The sequence below is a fragment of the Trujillonella endophytica genome (genome assembly GCF_900110555.1).
GTDB classification, from domain to species: Bacteria; Actinomycetota; Actinomycetes; order Mycobacteriales; family Geodermatophilaceae; genus Trujillonella; species Trujillonella endophytica.
Genome location: NZ_FOEE01000010.1, coordinates 86442 through 102311 on the forward strand (window position 1 = coordinate 86442; position 15870 = coordinate 102311).

Annotated in this window: 17 protein-coding genes; 8 read left to right on the forward strand and 9 right to left on the reverse strand. The window is 76.4% G+C overall.

The window, feature by feature from the left end:
- Positions 1-194 precede the first annotated feature (194 nt).
- Complete coding sequence (locus tag BMY88_RS16055) at positions 195-962, forward strand: DUF3027 domain-containing protein (protein ID WP_244524718.1); 768 nt, start codon at positions 195-197, stop codon at positions 960-962.
- A 62-nt stretch (positions 963-1024) separates the two neighbouring features.
- Here the strand turns inward: BMY88_RS16055 and BMY88_RS16060 are convergent, their stop codons facing one another.
- The gene (locus BMY88_RS16060; protein ID WP_091945613.1) at positions 1025-1258 is read right to left on the reverse strand and encodes a DUF2530 domain-containing protein; all 234 of its coding nucleotides are present in this window, start codon (positions 1256-1258) and stop codon (positions 1025-1027) included.
- A 104-nt stretch (positions 1259-1362) separates the two neighbouring features.
- Between BMY88_RS16060 and BMY88_RS16065 the strand changes: the two genes are divergently transcribed.
- The 5 genes from BMY88_RS16065 to thpR all read left to right on the forward strand — a co-directional run bounded on the left by BMY88_RS16065 (position 1363) and on the right by thpR (position 5670).
- Positions 1363-2871: an NCS2 family permease gene (locus BMY88_RS16065; protein ID WP_091945616.1), complete on the forward strand. Its 1509-nt coding sequence runs from the start codon at positions 1363-1365 to the stop codon at positions 2869-2871.
- Between the two features lie 77 nt (positions 2872-2948).
- Positions 2949-3383 (forward strand): MarR family winged helix-turn-helix transcriptional regulator, encoded by a 435-nt coding sequence (locus BMY88_RS16070; RefSeq protein ID WP_170861140.1) that lies wholly within the window; start codon positions 2949-2951, stop codon positions 3381-3383.
- On the forward strand, positions 3380-4669 hold the full coding sequence (locus BMY88_RS16075; protein ID WP_244524719.1) for an MFS transporter: 1290 nt from the start codon (positions 3380-3382) through the stop codon (positions 4667-4669). The genes BMY88_RS16070 and BMY88_RS16075 overlap by 4 nt, the downstream gene beginning before the upstream one ends.
- A 48-nt stretch (positions 4670-4717) precedes the next feature.
- Complete coding sequence (locus BMY88_RS23475) at positions 4718-5104, forward strand: hypothetical protein (RefSeq protein WP_139220501.1); 387 nt, start codon at positions 4718-4720, stop codon at positions 5102-5104.
- Positions 5105-5124: 20 nt separating this feature from the next.
- Positions 5125-5670, forward strand: a complete 546-nt coding sequence (gene thpR / locus BMY88_RS16080) for an RNA 2',3'-cyclic phosphodiesterase (RefSeq protein ID WP_280138733.1) — start codon at positions 5125-5127, stop codon at positions 5668-5670.
- An 84-nt stretch (positions 5671-5754) separates the two neighbouring features.
- Here the strand turns inward: thpR and BMY88_RS16085 are convergent, their stop codons facing one another.
- Positions 5755-6723 (reverse strand): aldo/keto reductase, encoded by a 969-nt coding sequence (locus BMY88_RS16085; RefSeq protein ID WP_091945619.1) that lies wholly within the window; start codon positions 6721-6723, stop codon positions 5755-5757.
- Here BMY88_RS16085 and BMY88_RS16090 point away from each other — a divergent pair.
- Positions 6722-7561: a thioesterase family protein gene (locus tag BMY88_RS16090; protein WP_091945623.1), complete on the forward strand. Its 840-nt coding sequence runs from the start codon at positions 6722-6724 to the stop codon at positions 7559-7561. The two genes, BMY88_RS16085 and BMY88_RS16090, sit on opposite strands and share 2 nt — an antisense overlap.
- A gap of 10 nt (positions 7562-7571) precedes the next feature.
- On the opposite strand, the gene BMY88_RS16095 is transcribed toward BMY88_RS16090, so the two are convergent.
- From BMY88_RS16095 to BMY88_RS16110, 4 genes are all read right to left on the reverse strand, one after another.
- On the reverse strand, positions 7572-8123 hold the full coding sequence (locus BMY88_RS16095; protein ID WP_091945626.1) for a TetR/AcrR family transcriptional regulator: 552 nt from the start codon (positions 8121-8123) through the stop codon (positions 7572-7574).
- Between the two features lie 59 nt (positions 8124-8182).
- Entirely contained in the window at positions 8183-8938 is a 756-nt protein-coding gene (locus BMY88_RS16100) for an ABC transporter permease (RefSeq protein ID WP_091945629.1), read from the reverse strand.
- Positions 8935-9657: an ABC transporter ATP-binding protein gene (locus BMY88_RS16105; protein WP_091945632.1), complete on the reverse strand. Its 723-nt coding sequence runs from the start codon at positions 9655-9657 to the stop codon at positions 8935-8937. Before BMY88_RS16105 ends, BMY88_RS16100 begins: the two co-directional genes overlap by 4 nt.
- Positions 9658-10065: 408 nt before the next feature.
- Positions 10066-11016 (reverse strand): NAD(P)/FAD-dependent oxidoreductase, encoded by a 951-nt coding sequence (locus BMY88_RS16110; protein ID WP_091945635.1) that lies wholly within the window; start codon positions 11014-11016, stop codon positions 10066-10068.
- Between the two features lie 51 nt (positions 11017-11067).
- On the opposite strand from BMY88_RS16110, the gene BMY88_RS16115 reads away from it, so the two are divergent.
- Positions 11068-11871 (forward strand): TrmH family RNA methyltransferase, encoded by an 804-nt coding sequence (locus tag BMY88_RS16115; RefSeq protein ID WP_091945638.1) that lies wholly within the window; start codon positions 11068-11070, stop codon positions 11869-11871.
- Here BMY88_RS16115 and BMY88_RS16120 read toward each other — a convergent pair.
- From BMY88_RS16120 to BMY88_RS16130, 3 genes are all read right to left on the reverse strand, one after another.
- Complete coding sequence (locus BMY88_RS16120; protein WP_170861141.1) at positions 11821-13167, reverse strand: MFS transporter; 1347 nt, start codon at positions 13165-13167, stop codon at positions 11821-11823. The two genes, BMY88_RS16115 and BMY88_RS16120, sit on opposite strands and share 51 nt — an antisense overlap.
- Before the next feature lie 80 nt (positions 13168-13247).
- A complete protein-coding gene (locus BMY88_RS16125) occupies positions 13248-14072 on the reverse strand; it encodes a PEP/pyruvate-binding domain-containing protein (RefSeq protein WP_170861142.1) in 825 nt (274 codons plus the stop codon).
- Positions 14069-15817 (reverse strand): PEP-utilizing enzyme, encoded by a 1749-nt coding sequence (locus tag BMY88_RS16130; RefSeq protein WP_091945647.1) that lies wholly within the window; start codon positions 15815-15817, stop codon positions 14069-14071. The genes BMY88_RS16125 and BMY88_RS16130 overlap by 4 nt, the downstream gene beginning before the upstream one ends.
- Positions 15818-15870: the final 53 nt, after the last annotated feature.

The following is a 15870-nucleotide window of genomic DNA, read 5'->3' on the forward strand; positions in this document are numbered from 1 at the left end:
CACCGGGGCGGTGTCCGGAGGCCCGGTCACCGGGGGTGCCGACCGACGGCGCAGCAGACCGCGGCGCGGACCGGGCGGCGGAGAGGCGGGCACCGCTCCATGGTGCCGCACGTCGCTGATCAGGCGGAGAAGGCGGGAGCGGCGCGCTCCGCACCGAGTCGGGGAAGAGGCGGTCGGTGCGCGACAATGGTGCCGTGCCCGATACCCCGTCGTCCCCCCTGGCCGCCGCCGTCGACCTCGCGCGAGCCGCGGCCGAGGAGACCGCCGGTGACCCCGGCGTCATCGGCGAGCACCTCGGCGTCGGCTCCGACCAGACCCTCGACCCCGTCCTCGGTGAGGCGTCGACCCACTCGTTCGCCAGCAGCCTGCCCGGTTACGTCGGCTGGTTCTGGGCGGTCACCATCGCCCGCGCCGCCGGCGAGGAGACCGTCACCGTCGACGAGGTCGTGCTGCTCCCCGGGGACCAGGCGCTGCTCGCACCGGCCTGGGTGCCGTGGCACGAGCGGCTGCGCCCCGGTGACCTCTCGGTCGGCGACGTGCTGCCCAACACCGAGGACGACCCCCGGCTGGTACCCGCCTACACCACCGACGACGACGCGGCCGACGACCTCGAGGCCCGCGCCGTGGCCCAGGAGATCGGCCTCGGCCGCGAGCGCGTGCTGTCCCGGGAGGGCCGGTCGGGTGCGCTGACCCGCTGGAACGAGGGCGAGTTCGGGCCGCGCTCGCCCATGGCCCGGCACGCGCCCGGCCACTGCGGCACCTGCGGGTTCTTCCTCCCGCTCGCCGGGTCGCTGCGCGGTGCGGCCGGTGCGTGCGGCAACGCCTACGCCCCCGCGGACGGCCGCGTGGTGACCGTCGACTACGGCTGCGGCGCGCACAGCCAGGCGTCGCTCGTCGTCCAGGAGGCCACCGAGGTCGTGCACTCCGCGCGCTACGACACCTCGGACTTCGACCTCATCTGAGCGCGTCGATCGTCGGCGTGTGGTCGGGCCCGGCGGCGTGGCGAACGACCGTTCGCCGATGATCAACCGTGGGTGCCGCCGCGGCGGCCGAGCTGGCCCTGCCAGCGCATGATGCCCAGGCCGAGGAACGGCAGCACGATGCCGGCGACGCACGTCCAGGTCCACACCCGGTCGACGCGGTCGCCGAGCAGGAGGACGACCACCAGCGCCACCGCCCACAGCGCCGTGCCGGCCAGCACGACCCGGGCGGTGTCGACCCGCAGCGGGGGAGGGGCCTGCTTCGTCGGTCCGGGCATGCACCGACCCTAGGACGCGGGGTCCCGGTCGGTCGTCCCGCGGCGGTCGCGGCGTGTGGCACTCTGTCGCCGCCCGTCCGGCAGATCCCACGGGGAGATGTGTCATGCCCGAGAAGTCCCACCCCGCCACCGGGGACACCCCCGCCGACGTCACGACGGCGACGCCCGCGGGCACGCCGCGGCGCAGCGACGGCCCGCGCGTCCGCCCGCGCAACGGCGTCGACCGCTACTTCGAGATCAGCGCGCGGCGCTCCACCGTCGCCCGCGAGGTCCGCGGCGGCCTGACCACCTTCTTCACGATGGCCTACATCGTGGTGCTCAACCCGATCATCCTGTCGGGAGCGGACATCGACGGGACGACGCTGCCGTTCGCCTCGGTCGCCGCCGTCACCGCGCTGATCGCGGGCGTGGTGACGATCCTGATGGGCGTCGTCGGCCGCTATCCGTTCGCGCTCGCCACCGGCCTGGGCATCAACGCCATCGTCGGCGTGTACGCGGCCACCCAGCTGACCTGGCCCGAGATCATGGGTCTGGTCGTGCTCGAGGGCCTGCTCATCACGGCGCTGGTGCTGACCGGCTTCCGGAAGGCCGTCTTCGAGGCCATCCCGTCGCAGCTGAAGACGGCGATCGCCGTCGGCATCGGCTTCTTCCTCACCATCATCGGGCTGGCCGACGCCGGGGTCATCCGCCCGGGCAACCCGCTGATCAGCTTCGGCGTCGACGGGGAGCTGGCCGGCTGGCCGCTGCTGGTGTTCGTCGTCGGCCTGCTGCTCATGGCCGTCCTCGTCGTCCGCAAGGTCAAGGGCGCCCTGCTCATCGGCATCGTGGCGACTACCGTGCTCGCGATCATCGTCGAGGCCATCGCCGACATCGGCCCGCGCTTCTCCGACGCCGGCGAGAACGCCCGCGGCTGGGCGCTGCAGGTGCCCGAGCTGCCCGACGACGTCGTGGCCAGCCCCGACCTCTCGCTGGTCGGCAACTTCTCGCTGTTCGGCGGCTTCGAGCGGATCGGCATCATCGCCGCCCTGCTCATCGTCTTCTCGATCATGATCGCCGACTTCTTCGACACCGTCGGCACGGTCACCGCCGTCGGCGCCGAGGGCGGCCTGCTGGACGAGAAGGGCAACCTGCCCAAGTCCCAGCCGGTGCTGCTGGTCGACTCCCTCGCCGCCGCGGCCGGCGGCGCGGGCAGCGTCTCGTCCAACACCACCTACATCGAGAGCACCGCCGGAGTCGCCGACGGAGCCCGCACGGGCCTGGCGAGCATCGTCACCGGTGCGCTGTTCCTCGTCGCGATGTTCTTCACGCCGCTGGTGGACATGGTGCCCTCGGAGGCCGCCGCGCCCGCGCTGGTCATCGTCGGCGCGCTGATGATCACCCAGATCCGGCACCTGGTCTGGGACGACATGTCGCTGGTCATCCCGGCGTTCCTCACCATCGCGCTGATGCCGTTCACCTACTCGATCACCAACGGCATCGGCGCCGGCGTCGTCAGCTTCGTGCTGCTGCGCCTGGCGGTGGGCCGCCGCCGGGACATCCACCCGCTGATGTGGGTGATCGCGGTCGTCTTCGTCGTCTACTTCGCGCTGGACCCCATCCAGCAGCTCGTGTGACGCACCCCCGCTCGTAGCTCCCCTGCGGCCCCGTTCCAGGGGCGGCCGGGGAGCGGTCGTTAGATAGGCTACGGATCGTGACCCCGACCACGCTGGACAGCGCGGCGCTCGCGCACGACCTGCGGCTGGCCGTCATGCGGTTCTCCCGCCGGCTGCGCCACCAGCGGGTCGACACGTCGGTGACGCTGACCCACCTGTCGGCGCTGTCCACGCTGAAGCGGCACGGGGCGATGAGCCCGGGGGAGCTGGCCGGGCACGAGCGGGTGCAGCCCCCGTCGATGACGCGCGTCGTCGTGGCGCTGGAGGGCATGGGCCTGCTCACCCGCAGCCCGCACCCGACCGACGGGCGGCAGGTCGTGATCGAGCTGACCCCCGCTGCCGAGGAGCTGCTCACGGCCGAGGCGCAGGCCCGGGAGGCCTGGCTGACCGGGCAGCTCGGCGAACTCACCGAGGAGGAGCGCACCGTCCTGCGGGAGGCCGCGACGATCATGGAGAAGCTGGCCGCTCGGTGAGCGAGGGCGCCGTCGAGAGCAGGTCCCCCCAGGGGATGTTCCGGTCGCTGCGGGTGCGCAACTACCGCCTGTACGCGTCGGCCAACCTGGTCAGCCTCATCGGCACGTGGATGCAGCGCATCGGCCAGGACTGGCTGGTGCTCCAGCTCTCCGACGGCAGCGGCGTGGCGCTCGGCGTCGTCACCGCGCTGCAGTTCGCGCCCAACCTGCTGCTGAGCATGTACGGCGGCGTCCTCGCCGACCGCTATCCCAAGCGGCGCCTGCTGGTCATCACCCAGGCGCTGATGGGGCTGCTGGCCCTCGCGCTGGGCATCCTGGTGACCACCGGCGGCGTGGCTCTGTGGCACGTGTTCGTGCTGGCCGCGGGTCTGGGCGCGGTCTCGGCCATCGACGTGCCGGTGCGGCAGGTCTTCGTCTCCGAGATGGTCGGGCCCGACCTGCTGACCAACGCCGTCGGCCTGAACTCCACGATCTTCAACGGGGCGCGGCTGGTCGGCCCGGCCGTGGCCGGCCTGCTCATCGGCGCCTCGTCGGGCGACACCGGGCCCGCGTTCCTGGTCAACGCGGGCAGCTTCGCCTTCACCATCGCCGCGCTGTTCGGCATGCGCAGCGACGAGCTGAGCTCCACCCCGCCGGTCGCGCGGGCGCGGGGGCAGCTGCGGGCCGGCCTCGCCTACACCTGGTCGCGCCCGGACCTGGTCCTCGCGCTCACGCTGGCCTTCCTCGTCGGCACCTTCGGCCTGAACACGCAGGTCACCATCGCGCTGATGGCCCGCGAGGAGTTCGGGCTCGGAGCCGAGGCCTTCGGGCTGCTCACCACGTTCTTCGCGGTCGGGTCGCTCACCGGGGCGCTGCTGTCGGCGCGGCGCAACGCCCGGCCGAGGGAGCGCTTCCTGGTGATCGCCGTCGTCGTCCTCGGCGTCATGTGCGCCGTCGCCGGCCTGATGCCCGGGTACGTCGCGTTCGCCGCGGCGCTCGTGCCGATGGGCGCGGCCGCGATGATGTTCACGGTCGCCAACAACACCTTCGTGCAGCTGGGCGCGGACCCGCAGCTGCGCGGCCGGGTCATGGCGCTGTACTTCATGTGCCTGACCGGAGGGATGCCGATCGGGGCGCCGGTCATCGGCTGGGTGGCCGAGCACCTCGGGGCACCGTGGGCGTTCGTGCTGAGCGGGTCACTGCTGGTGGTCGCCGGCCTGGGTGCGGCGGCCTGGCTGGCGCGCAGCCGGCGCCGGGCGCCCCGGGTCGGGACGGCGGACGCGCGCTCGCCGATCACCGCGGCCTGACCCGGCGTACCCTTCCGCCACCCGCACTCCGTCGACCCGGAGGCCGCCATGGTCGGCGCCCTGCTGCAGATCGCGTTGCTCACCGCGGGCCTCGTCGCGGCCTTCGCGCTGCTGGGGCTGCTCACGGCACTGTTCTGCGGCACCGTGCGGCTCCGGCCGGTCCGTCGTCGCCCGACCGACCCGGTGCACCGCCCGCTGGAGTTGGTGGCCGCGGATCTCCGGCGGCTGGCCCGGCAGCTCGCGCTCGTCCCGGCGGGGGTCCCGGTCGCCCGCCGGCGGGGACTGCAGGCCGCCTACGACGACGTGCTGGTGGAGGCCGCCGCGCTGCTCGAGGTGCCGCACGCCCTGACGCTGACGCCGCTCGGTCACGCCCGGGACGTCGAGCGGCTGCGGTTGCAGGCGGCGCTCAGGGCGGCCGGCCTGGACCCCCGCTGACCGCGCCGTCCCCGCTGCGGCTGTTCGTCGCCGTCCCTCCGCCCGCGGCGGCGCTGGCGCACCTGGCGGCGGCCGTCGCGCTGCTGCGCGAGGCCGGCGGCGCCCCCGCGTGGACGGCGATCGATCGCTGGCACCTGACCCTGCTCTTCCTCGCCGCCGTGCCGCCGGGGGTGGTGCCGCCGCTGACCGAGCGGGTGGGGGAGGCGGTGGAGGCGACCCCACCCCTGATCCTGCGGCTGGCCGGGGGCGGGCGGTTCGGCTCGGTCCGGCGCCCGCAGGTGCTGTGGGCCGGCGTCGCGGGGGACGTCGCCGCGCTCGGTGCGCTGGCCGCCCGGCTGCAGGCGGCGGCCCGGTCGCTGCGGCTACCGGTGGAGGACCGGCCGTTCCGACCGCACCTGACCCTGGGGCGCTGGCGCCCGGGCCGCCCCGCCGACGGCGCCCTGGCCGACCGGCTCGCCGGCTACGCGGGGCCGACGTGGCCGGTCGAGGAGGTCGCGCTGATGCGCAGCACCCTCGGGCCGGCGCCGCGGCACGACCGGCTGGCGGGTTGGGCGCCGGGCAGGTGAGTTCCGCACCCAGATGCGCACGGTGGCGGTCACCCGGGTGCGGATGACCGCCACCAGGCTTATCGGGGCGCTTTCCGGCGCGTCCTACCAGGCGTACTCCTCGGGGGCCGGCCGGTAGCCCGGGAAGATCTCGTCGAGGCGGGCCATGGTGGCGCCGTCCAGGCTGATGTCGAGCGCGCGCAGGCCGCCCTCGAACTGCTCCATCGTCCGCGGCCCCACGATCGGCGCGGTCACGCCTGGCCGGTGCAGCAACCAGGCGACGCCGACGTCGGCGGGCGCGGAGCCGAGCTCGCGGCACAGCGCCTCGTAGGCCTCCAGCGCCGGGCGGTGCCGCTCGATCTGGCGGCGCACCCGGTCGTCCCGGCGGCGGTCACCGGCCGACTCGTCGAGCACCCCGGCGAGCAGGCCGCCGGCCAGCGGGCTCCACGGGATGATCCCGATGCCGTGGTGCTCGGCGGCGGGCAGCACCTCCAGCTCCACGTGCCGGGTGAGCAGGTTGTAGTGCGACTGCTCGCTGACCAGGCCCTGGGAGCCCCGGCGCGCGGCGACCCCGTTGGCGGTGGCCAGCTGCCAGCCGGCGTGGTTGGAGGAGCCGACGTAGACGACCTTGCCCTGGGCGACGAGGGTCTCGCAGGCCTGCCAGATCTCGTCCCAAGGCGTGGCCAGGTCGACGTGGTGGAACTGGTAGAGGTCGATCCAGTCGGTCCGCAGCCGGCGCAGCGACGCCTCGCAGGCCCGCACGATGTTGCGGGCGGAGAGGTGCTGGTCGTTGGGCCAGTCGCTCATCGTGCCGTAGACCTTCGTGGCCAGCACGGTCTTCTCCCGGCGCTCGTCCCCGTGCGCGAACCAGGTGCCGATGACCTCCTCGGTGCGGCCCCGGCCGTTGCTGCGCCCGTAGACGTTCGCGGTGTCGACGAAGTTCACGCCCTCGGCCAGCGCGCGGTCCATGATCGCGTGCGAGTCGGCCTCGGTCGTCTTCCAGCCGAAGTTCATCGTGCCCAGGCAGAGGCGGGAGACCGTCAGGCCGCTGCGCCCCAGGTGCGTGTACTCCATGGGGAACCACCCTGGCACCCTGGACGGCGTGCCGCAGAACCACCCCGAGAGCGCCTTCGACCGTGCCACCGCCGTCTCCGTCGCCGAGGGCGGCGGTGCGGTCGCCGAGCTGGACCCGGGGTGGGAGGTCGGCGGGGGAATCCTCAACGGCGGCTACCTCATGGCGATCGCGGCCCGCGCGGCGCTGCTGGGCAGCCCGCACCCGCACCCGGTGGCGGTCTCGGCGACCTTCCTGCGGGCCAGCGCCGGCGGGCCGGCCAGCGTCTCGGTGACGTCGGGTCCGGCCGGGCGCACCCTGGCCAACGGCGTCGCCGTCCTGTCCACCGACGCCGGGCCCGCCCTGACGGCGCAGGTCACCACGGCCACCCTGGGGGAGGTGCCGGTCGACTGGTCGGCCCACCCGATGCCGGCGGTCCCGGCGCCCGAGGCGTGCGTCGCCGCGCTGCGCCCGGACGGCGTGCCGACGCCGGGCCTGGTGCAGCGGCTGGACATCCGCTTCGACCCGGCGACCACGGGCTGGACGGAGGGCCGCCCGGCCGCCGAGCCGCGGCTGCGCGCGTGGATGCGGCTGTCCGACGGCCGCGAGCCCGACCCGCTGGCGCTGCTCCTGTTCGCCGATGCGCTGCCTCCCGCGGCCTACGCGATCGGCCGGATGGGCTGGGCGCCGACCGTGCAGCTGCAGGTGCTCGTGCGGGCGCTCCCGGCGCCGGGCTGGTGCCTGGTCGAGAACGTCAACACCGAGGTGGCCGGCGGCTGGACCGACGAGGACTGCCGGATCTGGGACTCCACCGGCCGGCTGGTCGCCCAGAGCCGGCAGCTGGCCCGCCTGCCCCGCTGAGCCGCCCCGGTCAGCCGGGCAGGACGACGTCGCCGGTGAGGTAGCGCTGCACCGTCGGCCCGACGGCGGCCACGACCTCCTCGGGGGACGCCGACGCCAGCGGTTCCAGCCGCAGCACGTAGCGGGTGACGACCAGGCCGATGACCTGCGAGGCCACCAGCGCGCCGCGGGCCTCCCGCTCGTGGACGGGCATGTCCAGCGAGCCGATGACGCGGCGGATGACCTTCGCCAGGACGAACTCCCGCAGCAGCTTCGCCGACCATTCGTGGTTGATCGCCGACCGGACGAGCGCGAGGACGGCGGGTCGGGCCGGGCCGTCCCACACGCGCATCACCATCCGCACGACGGCGGCGCCGCGGGCCTCCGGCGGCTCGGCCAGCACGTCCGGGAGGAAGTCCTCCGGGTCGGCCGGCGCCTCGACCGCGGCGAGGAACAGCTTGTCCTTGGTGCCGAAGTAGTGGTGCACCAGCGCGGGGTCGACGTCGGCGGCGCCGGCGATGGCCCGGATGGAGGCGCCGTCGTACCCGCGCTCGGCGAACGCCGCCCGGGCCGCGGCCAGCACCGCCTCGCGGGTGTCGGGGTTGCCGGGGCGGCGTCCGCCGGGGCGCCGGGGGCTCGGGGTCAGCTGGTCCTCCTCCGCAGCGTCGCCGCCGCCAGGGCGAGCGCGAGCAGGGCGGCTCCCGCGACGACGGCGACGTCGCGCCACATCGTCGCCGTCGCCGTCTCCGACGCGCCCACCTCCTGCAGCGCCTCCACCGCGTAGGTCAGCGGCAGCACGTCGCTGATCGCCTGCAGCCAGCCCGCCATCTGCTCGCGAGGCACCAGCAGGCCGCAGAGGAAGAACTGGGGGAGGACGACGACCGGCATGAACTGCACCGCCTGGAACTCGCTGCGGGCGAAGGCGCTGGCCAGCAGCCCGAGCGCCACCCCCAGCACGGCGTCCACCACGGCGATGAGCACGACCAGCCCCGGCGACCCGGCCACGTCGAGGTCGTACAGCGTCGTGGCCACGGTGACGGTCACGACCGCCTGGACCCCCGCGGCCACCCCGAACGCGGCGCCGTAGCCGAGCAGCAGGTCCAGCCGCGACAGCGGGGTGGTCAGCAGCCGCTCGAGCGTGCCGGAGGTGCGCTCGCGGAGCATCGCGATGCTGGTCACCAGGAACATGACGACGAACGGGAAGATGCCGAGCATCGTCAGCCCGACCCGGTCGAACACCGGCTGCTGCCCGGGTGGGGCCGGGACGTCGCGCCACAGCAGGTACAGCAGCCCGAGCAGGAGGCCGGGCAGCACGGTCAGCATCGCCAGCGTGCGGGGGTCGTGGCGCAGCTGGCGCAGCACCCGCCCGCCGGTCGCGGCGGTCAGGGTCGCGGTCATGCCGCGACCCCCTGCCTGGTGCGGATCAGGTGCAGGAACGACTCCTCCAGGTCGTCGGTGCCGGACTCGGCGCGCAACTGCTCCGGGGTGGAGTCGCTGAGCAGCTCGCCCTCGCGCAGCAGCAGCAGCCGGTCGCAGCGGCGGGCCTCGTCCATCACGTGGCTGGACACGATCAGCGTCGTCCCGGCGGCGGCGAGGGCCGCGAAGCGCTCCCACAGCTCCGCGCGGAGCACGGGGTCCAGGCCGACGGTGGGCTCGTCGAGCACCAGCAGCTCGGGCTCGCCGACCAGCGCGGAGGCCAGCGACACGCGGCCCCGCTGGCCGCCGGAGAGGTCGCGGACCAGCTGCCCGGCGGCGTCCCGCAGCCCCACGTCGGCGATCGCGGCGTCGGCGGCGGCGGCGCCGCGGCCGTACAGCGCGGCGAAGTACCGGAGGTTCTCCCGCACGGTGAGGTCGGCGTAGACGCTGGGCTCCTGGGTGACGTAGCCGACGCGGGAGCGCAGCGCGGGGGAGCCGGCCGGCCGGCCGAGCACGACGACCTCCCCGGAGCGGACGCGCTGCACGCCGACGACGGCCCGCAACAGCGTGGACTTCCCGCTCCCGCTGGGGCCGAGCAGGCCGGTCACCCGGCCGGCGGGCACGGCGCAGGTCAGCCCCGGCAGCACGCGCCGCGCGCCGCGGTCGACGACGAGATCTCGGACGGTGACGGCGTCGTCCATGGGAACCTCCGGAAAACTCAACGCCTGATGAACTCAACGGTAGGTGAGTTGTGCGGCGCTCGTCAACGCCCCCTCGTGCCGAGATCCGCACGGTGGTCGCCATCAGGGCCTGATGGCGACCACCGTGCAGATCTCGCCGATGGGGGGAGGGGGAACGGAGGGGTTCAGGCGGTGCGGCGCCGGCCGACCGCGTCGCCCGACAGGCAGACCACCCCGCGCAACGCCTGCACCGCGGCCACCGGCGGCAGCACGGACGCCGGCGGGTCCAGCCCAGCCGGGCAGGTACTCCGCCGGGTAGCTGCCGGTGCTCGTGGCCGCGCCGACGGTCAGCAGGGCGGCGGTGGCGACGAACGTGCCCACCGCCCCCAGTAGCCGCCCGCCGGTGTGGCGGCTCGAGCCCGGCCGGTATCAGGCGCCGGTCGCGAGTGCCCGGCCCAGCGCGTCCCCCGAGGTCCAGGCGGCCTCCACCCGCGACGGGCCCGACCACCCGTCGCCGCACGCGCCGATCCGGTCGATCAGGCCGTAGGGCTCGGTGCGGGCCTCGGTGGGGCGGGCGAACGTCCAGCGGTGCACCGTCGTCCACACCGGGTCGCCCGCCAGCGCGAGGACGCGGGTGACCGCGGCGGCGACGGCGGGCGTGGCCGCGTCGGGGTCGGCGAGATGGGCCCGCGCGAACGCGGGGGTCGTGTGGGCGACCAGCACGGGGGCTGCGTCACCGCGCCGGTCCCCGTCGTCGGCGACCCAGGCCAGCACGTCGTCGTCGTGCACGAACGCGCCGTGCAGGTCCGCCGGCCAGTCCCGCCGGTCGAAGCCCAGGACGACGGCGAGGGCCGGCTCCCACGCGCGGTCGCCCAGCAGCAGGTCGGCGGTGGCCGGGTCGAGCAGCCGCCGGGCCTGGGGGTCGGGCATGGCGAGGACCGCGGCCGGCACGGGCTCGCCGTCCACCGTCGGGCCGGGCCGGACCTGCTCGACGGTGTGCTCGCGGCGCACCTGGACGTCGGTGGCGAGGTCGGCGACGAGCGACCGCAGGCCGTCCGGTGCCGCGTAGCGGACGGGACCGGTGGTGGTCCGCTCCAGCCCGCCGGGCCCCGCGACGGCGAAGGTGTCGGTCCAGGCGCGGGCCAGGCCGCGCTCGACCCAGCCGGCCACGACGCCGGCGAACGGTGTGCCCGCCGACGCGGTCAGGTAGGAGGCGCCGATGTCGACCACCCGGCCGCCGCGCATCGACCGGGACGCCATGCGGCCCCCCGGGCGGTGCGCCCGGTCGAGCACCCGGACGGCGGTTCCGCCGGAGGCCAGGGCCCGGGCGCAGGCCAGGCCGGCGATGCCGCCGCCGACGACGGTCACGGGGGAGGCCACCGATTGATCCTGCGGTCGGGACGCCGTTCCCGCTCGGGGAGGATCGGCCCCGTGGCACCCGAGGAGATCACCGACCCCGCCGACGAGCGCGTCGCCGACTTCCGCGACCTGGTCGCCGGCGATCGCCCGCCCGGCGTCGAACGGGGTACCGGCCCGGTGATCGTCGAGGGGGTCCCCGCGGTCCAGCGGCTGCTGGCCTCGCCCTACCGCGTGCGGGCCGTGGTCGGCGTCCCCGGACGGCTGGCCGAACTGGACCTGCCCGAGGGCGTGCCGGCCTACGAGGCCGACAAGTGGGTGCTGTCCGCGGTGATCGGCTTCCGCCTCACCCGCGGCGTGCTGGCGTCGGCCGACCGTCGTCCACCCGAGGACCTCGACGGGCTGCTGGCCGGGCCCGATCCGGCGGCGCCCCGGCGGCTGGCCGTGCTCGAGGGACTCAACGACGCGGAGAACCTGGGCTCGATCGCCCGCTCGGCGGTGGCGCTCGGCGTGGACGGGCTGCTGCTGGACCCGCGGTGCGTCGACCCGCTGTACCGCCGGTCCGTGCGGGTGTCGATGGGGCACGTGCTGTCGCTGCCGATCGCCGTCCTGCCCGACTGGCCGGCGGGGCTGGACCGGCTGCACGCGGCGGGCTACCTGTCGGTGGCGCTGACCCCCGCCGACGACGCCGTCGACCTGGCCGACATCGACCCCCGCGCGCACCCGCGGACCGCCGTCCTGCTGGGCGCCGAGGGTCCCGGGCTCACCCCGGCGGCGCAGGCCGCCGCCCGGGTGCGCGCCCGGATCCCGATGCGTTCCGGGGTGGACTCACTGGGCGTCGCCGCCGCGGCCGCCGTCGCCTTCGCGACCCTCCGCTGACCCGCTCCCGGCCGCGGGCCGGGCCGGCAGCGCCGCCGCCGCGGCCGTCGAGAGGGCACCGGCGACCGCGGCCAGCACGAACACCCCGGACCCCGAGCCGGTGCCGGATCCGGGGTCGCCCGACAGCAGCAGCCCGAGCAGGCTCGCCCCGGTGATGCTGCCCAGGTAGCGGCAGGTCGACCAGACCCCCGCGGCCAGCCCGGCGCGGGCCGGCGGCAGCGCCTCCAGCGCCGCGGTCTGGACGGCGGCCATGGAGAGGCCGAGGCCCGCCCCGCAGAGCGTGAGGAGCGCGGCCGCGGCGACCGGATCGCCGGCCGGCTGCACCCCGATGAGCAGCGCGGCCGGGCCCGCCATCAGCAGGCCGCCCAGCACGGCCGGCCGCCGCCGGCCCCAGCGGTCGCTGAGCCGCCCGCCCGTCAGCGACGCGATGCTGCTCGCGCAGAGCAGGGGCAGCAGCAGCCACACCGCGCGGGTCGTGCCGACGAGCAGCGGGATCGCGAGGACGACCGTGTACAGCGCGGCGTTGCCCGTCGCCACCGCGGCACCGGCCGTGACCACGCCCCGGATGCGCAGGACCCGCACGTCGAGCACCGGCACGGGGCAGGCCAGTTCGTGCCGCACGAACGCCGTCGCCAGCCCGGCCGCGGCCACCCCGCCCACGGCGGCGACGGCCAGGGGCAGCCGGGGCAGCTCGCCGAGCAGCGCCGCGCCCCCGCCCAGGGCGAGCAGGAGCAGGACCGCGCCCGCCGCGTCGAAGCGGGGCGGCGGCCCGTCGGGGCGGGGCTCGTGCGGCAGGCCGCGCGAGGCCGCGACGAAGCCGAGCACCGCGACGGGCGCGCCCACGACGAACGCGCCCCGCCAGCCGAGCAGCGCGACCGCGCCGCCACCGAGCAGCGGCCCCGCCGCCGCCGCGGCGGTGGCCGCGGCGCCCACCCGGCCGAAGGCCCGGCCCCGCCGGTCGTCGGGGACGGCGGTGCGCACGATGGCCGCGGCGTTGACCAGCGCGAGCGCGCCGCAGGCCGCTTGGGCGCAGCGGAGGACGCCGAGGACGACCACCGAGGGGGCCGCGGCCGCGAGCAGGGACGCCACGCCGAAGCCGGCCGTGCCGAGCAGGACGCTGCGCCGCCGTCCCCACCCGTCGCCGAGCGCGCCGGCGATCGGCTGGCAGGCCGCCGTGACGACCAGGTAGGCGGTCACCAGCGCGACGGCCCCGCCGACCCCCGCGTCGAAGGCCGCGTCGATCTCCGGCAGCGCGACGGCCACCGACGTCGACCCCAGCGGGACCAAGGTGGTCACCAGGCACGCCGCGACGACGACGGCGTCGGGAGACGCGTCCGCCGTCCGGTGCCGGGTCCGCAGCGCCACCGCCGGCCGGCTCAGCCGAGGGTGGTGATGGGTCGTCGCTGCAGCAGGCTCACCGCACCGCCGGCCGCGGCCCACTCCACGTCGGACGGGCCGCCGAACACCCGGTCGCAGGTGCGCGCGAGCGCGGCGAGCGCCGCGAGGTCGGCCGGTTCCAGGCAGGGGCGGCGGGCCCGCTCCGGGGGGACGGCCACCGTCGTCGTCCCGCCGCCGGGCCGGGGCACGACGGCGCGGTCCTTGCGCCCGACCACCTGGGTGAGGACCCGCCCGTCGGGCGCCAGCCGGAACAGGTCCGGGACGACGAGACCGTCGACCACCGCCTCGCCCAGCGCCCAGCTGGCCTCGACGACGACCTCGTCGGCCCCGGTGACGGGATCGGCGGAGAACGCGACGCCCGCGGTCTCGGCCGGCACCAGGCGCTGCAGCACCACGCCGCACGCCGGCTCCGGGAGCGCGCCCCGGGCCCGCCGGTACGCCAGCGCCGACTCCGACCGGCTGGACGCGGCGATGCGCAGGACCACCGCCACGACGTCGACCGGCCGCACGTTGAGCACGGTGAGGTGCTGGCCGGCGAAGCTCGACGCGGCGCCGTCCTCGCCGACCGCCGACGAGCGCGCCGCGAGCGGCCCGCCCAGCTCCTCGGCCGCCTCGCGCACCCGCGCGCGGGCGGCCTCCCCGGCGGAGCCGGCGCCGGCCAGGGCGGCCACCAGGTGGACCGACAGGGCGACCCCGGCCGGCACGGGCAGTCCCTCCCGCACGGCCGTCCCCAGCGCGGCCGCCTTGCCGCCGAACACCTGCTCGTCGCCCACCTCGGCCAGCGGCAGCGGCCGGCCGGTCACAGCACCGTGACGGTGCCGGTCCCACCGTCCACCCGCACCCGAGCTCCGTCGGGGATCACCTCGGTGGCGTCCTGGCACCCGACGACCGCGGGGATGCCGAACTCGCGCGCCACGATCGCGGCGTGCGAGAGCAGCCCCCCTCGGTCGGTGACGATCGCCCCGAGCCGGGGGAGCACCAGGTTGAACGCCGGTCCCGTCATCGCGGCGACCAGGACGTCCCCGGCCTGGATGCGGGACAGCTCCTCGCTGCCGGCCAGGACGCGCGCGGTGCCCTCGTGGCTGCCCGGGCTCACTGCCAGCCCGTGCACCGCCCGCGCCTCGGGGGCGCGGTGCGCGTCCTCGAGGACGGCGCCCACGACGAAGCCGAGGGCCTCGTGGATGCGGGCGGCGGCCGGTGGCAGCCACTCAGCCGGCACCGGCGGCGCGGGCGGCGGGCCGAACAGCGGCGGCATGTCGCGGTAGGTGGCGGTCCGCCGCCAGCGGACCCGTTCGGCCACCTCGGCGTGTGAGGGGCCGGAGCCGTCGAGGAGCAGGGACCGCACCTCCGCGGGGTCGAGGTCCACGGCGTCGGCCGGCTCGTCGATCGCCCCGCGCGCGGCCAGCCGTCGTCCGGCCTCCAGCAGGGCGGCGCGGGCCACGCTGCCGAACAGGCGGTCGGCGTGCACCGCGCGCTCGTCCCGCAGCCGGTACACCAGCCGGGCCTCGGTGAGCAGGTCCTCGAACTCCGTCCGGTGCTCGGCCGGGACCGCGGCGCGCACCCGGGCGGCGGCGTCCGTCCCGGCCGTCGCGCGTGCCCGCGGGTCGCTGTGCAGCGCCGCACGGATGCGGGCGACGAGCAGCCCGGGCGCCTCCAGGGAGCCGGGCTCGGCGACGGCGTCCTCCCCGTCGAGGGGGAGGGCGGCCAGCGCGTGGATGTAGGCGTCGGCCCGGGCGCCCACCGGATCCGGGCTGCGCAGCAGCCGGCTCAGGGCCTCGTCGGCGGGCAGGGTCTCGTCGGTGGCGACGGCGGTCGCCGCCGGGTCCCCGCGCAGAGCCCGGACCAGCGCGGCCAGCTCGTCGGGGGCGCCCTCGGTCACCGGGCTGGCCCCGGCCAGGCAGGCGAGCACCTCGGCGGGGGGCAGCCCCGTCCAGCGGATGGCGTGCACGACGAGGTCGCCGACCGGCAGCATCGCCGGGGCGTTGTGCCGGTGGTGCTGGAGGACGCCCTCGGCGAACGCCCGTGCGCACCGGTCGACGTGGTCGCACAGGGCCGCGTCGTCCAGGCTCCCGAGGTCGACCCGCACCAGGTCCGCGTGCCGCCGGTGCAGCGCCGGCTTGATCTCGTCGTCCCAGCGCCGCAGGTCGCCCCGCCACCGCCGCTCGGCGAGCACCGTCGCCGCCGTCGCCACCCGCTCCCGGAGGGCCGGCGCGGTCTCCAGCAGCTCCCGGAACACGGGCTCCGGCGGTGGGCCGGCGGCCTCCGGCGGGGCGCCGACGGGCCGCAGCCGCTGGTAGAGGAACCCGTCGACGATGACCGCGTCGAGGGACTCGAGCAGGCTGCCGTAGCGGGCGAGGGTCTCCTGGAAGCCGGCCTCGAACGGCGCCGTGATCAGCGAGGACGTGAACCGGCACAGCGGCCGGGGCACGTGGCTGCCGTCCTGGACCCACGAGCCGGGACCCGGGGCCGTCCAGCGGCCGGGATCCGGACGGCCGGCGGTCGTGGTGGGAGCCGCTCCGGCGGCCTCCTGGCTCCTGCTCGCGTCCATGACGCCTCCCCGGGCGGGTGGGGGCGGACGCTAGCGGCCCGGCGGCGCACGGT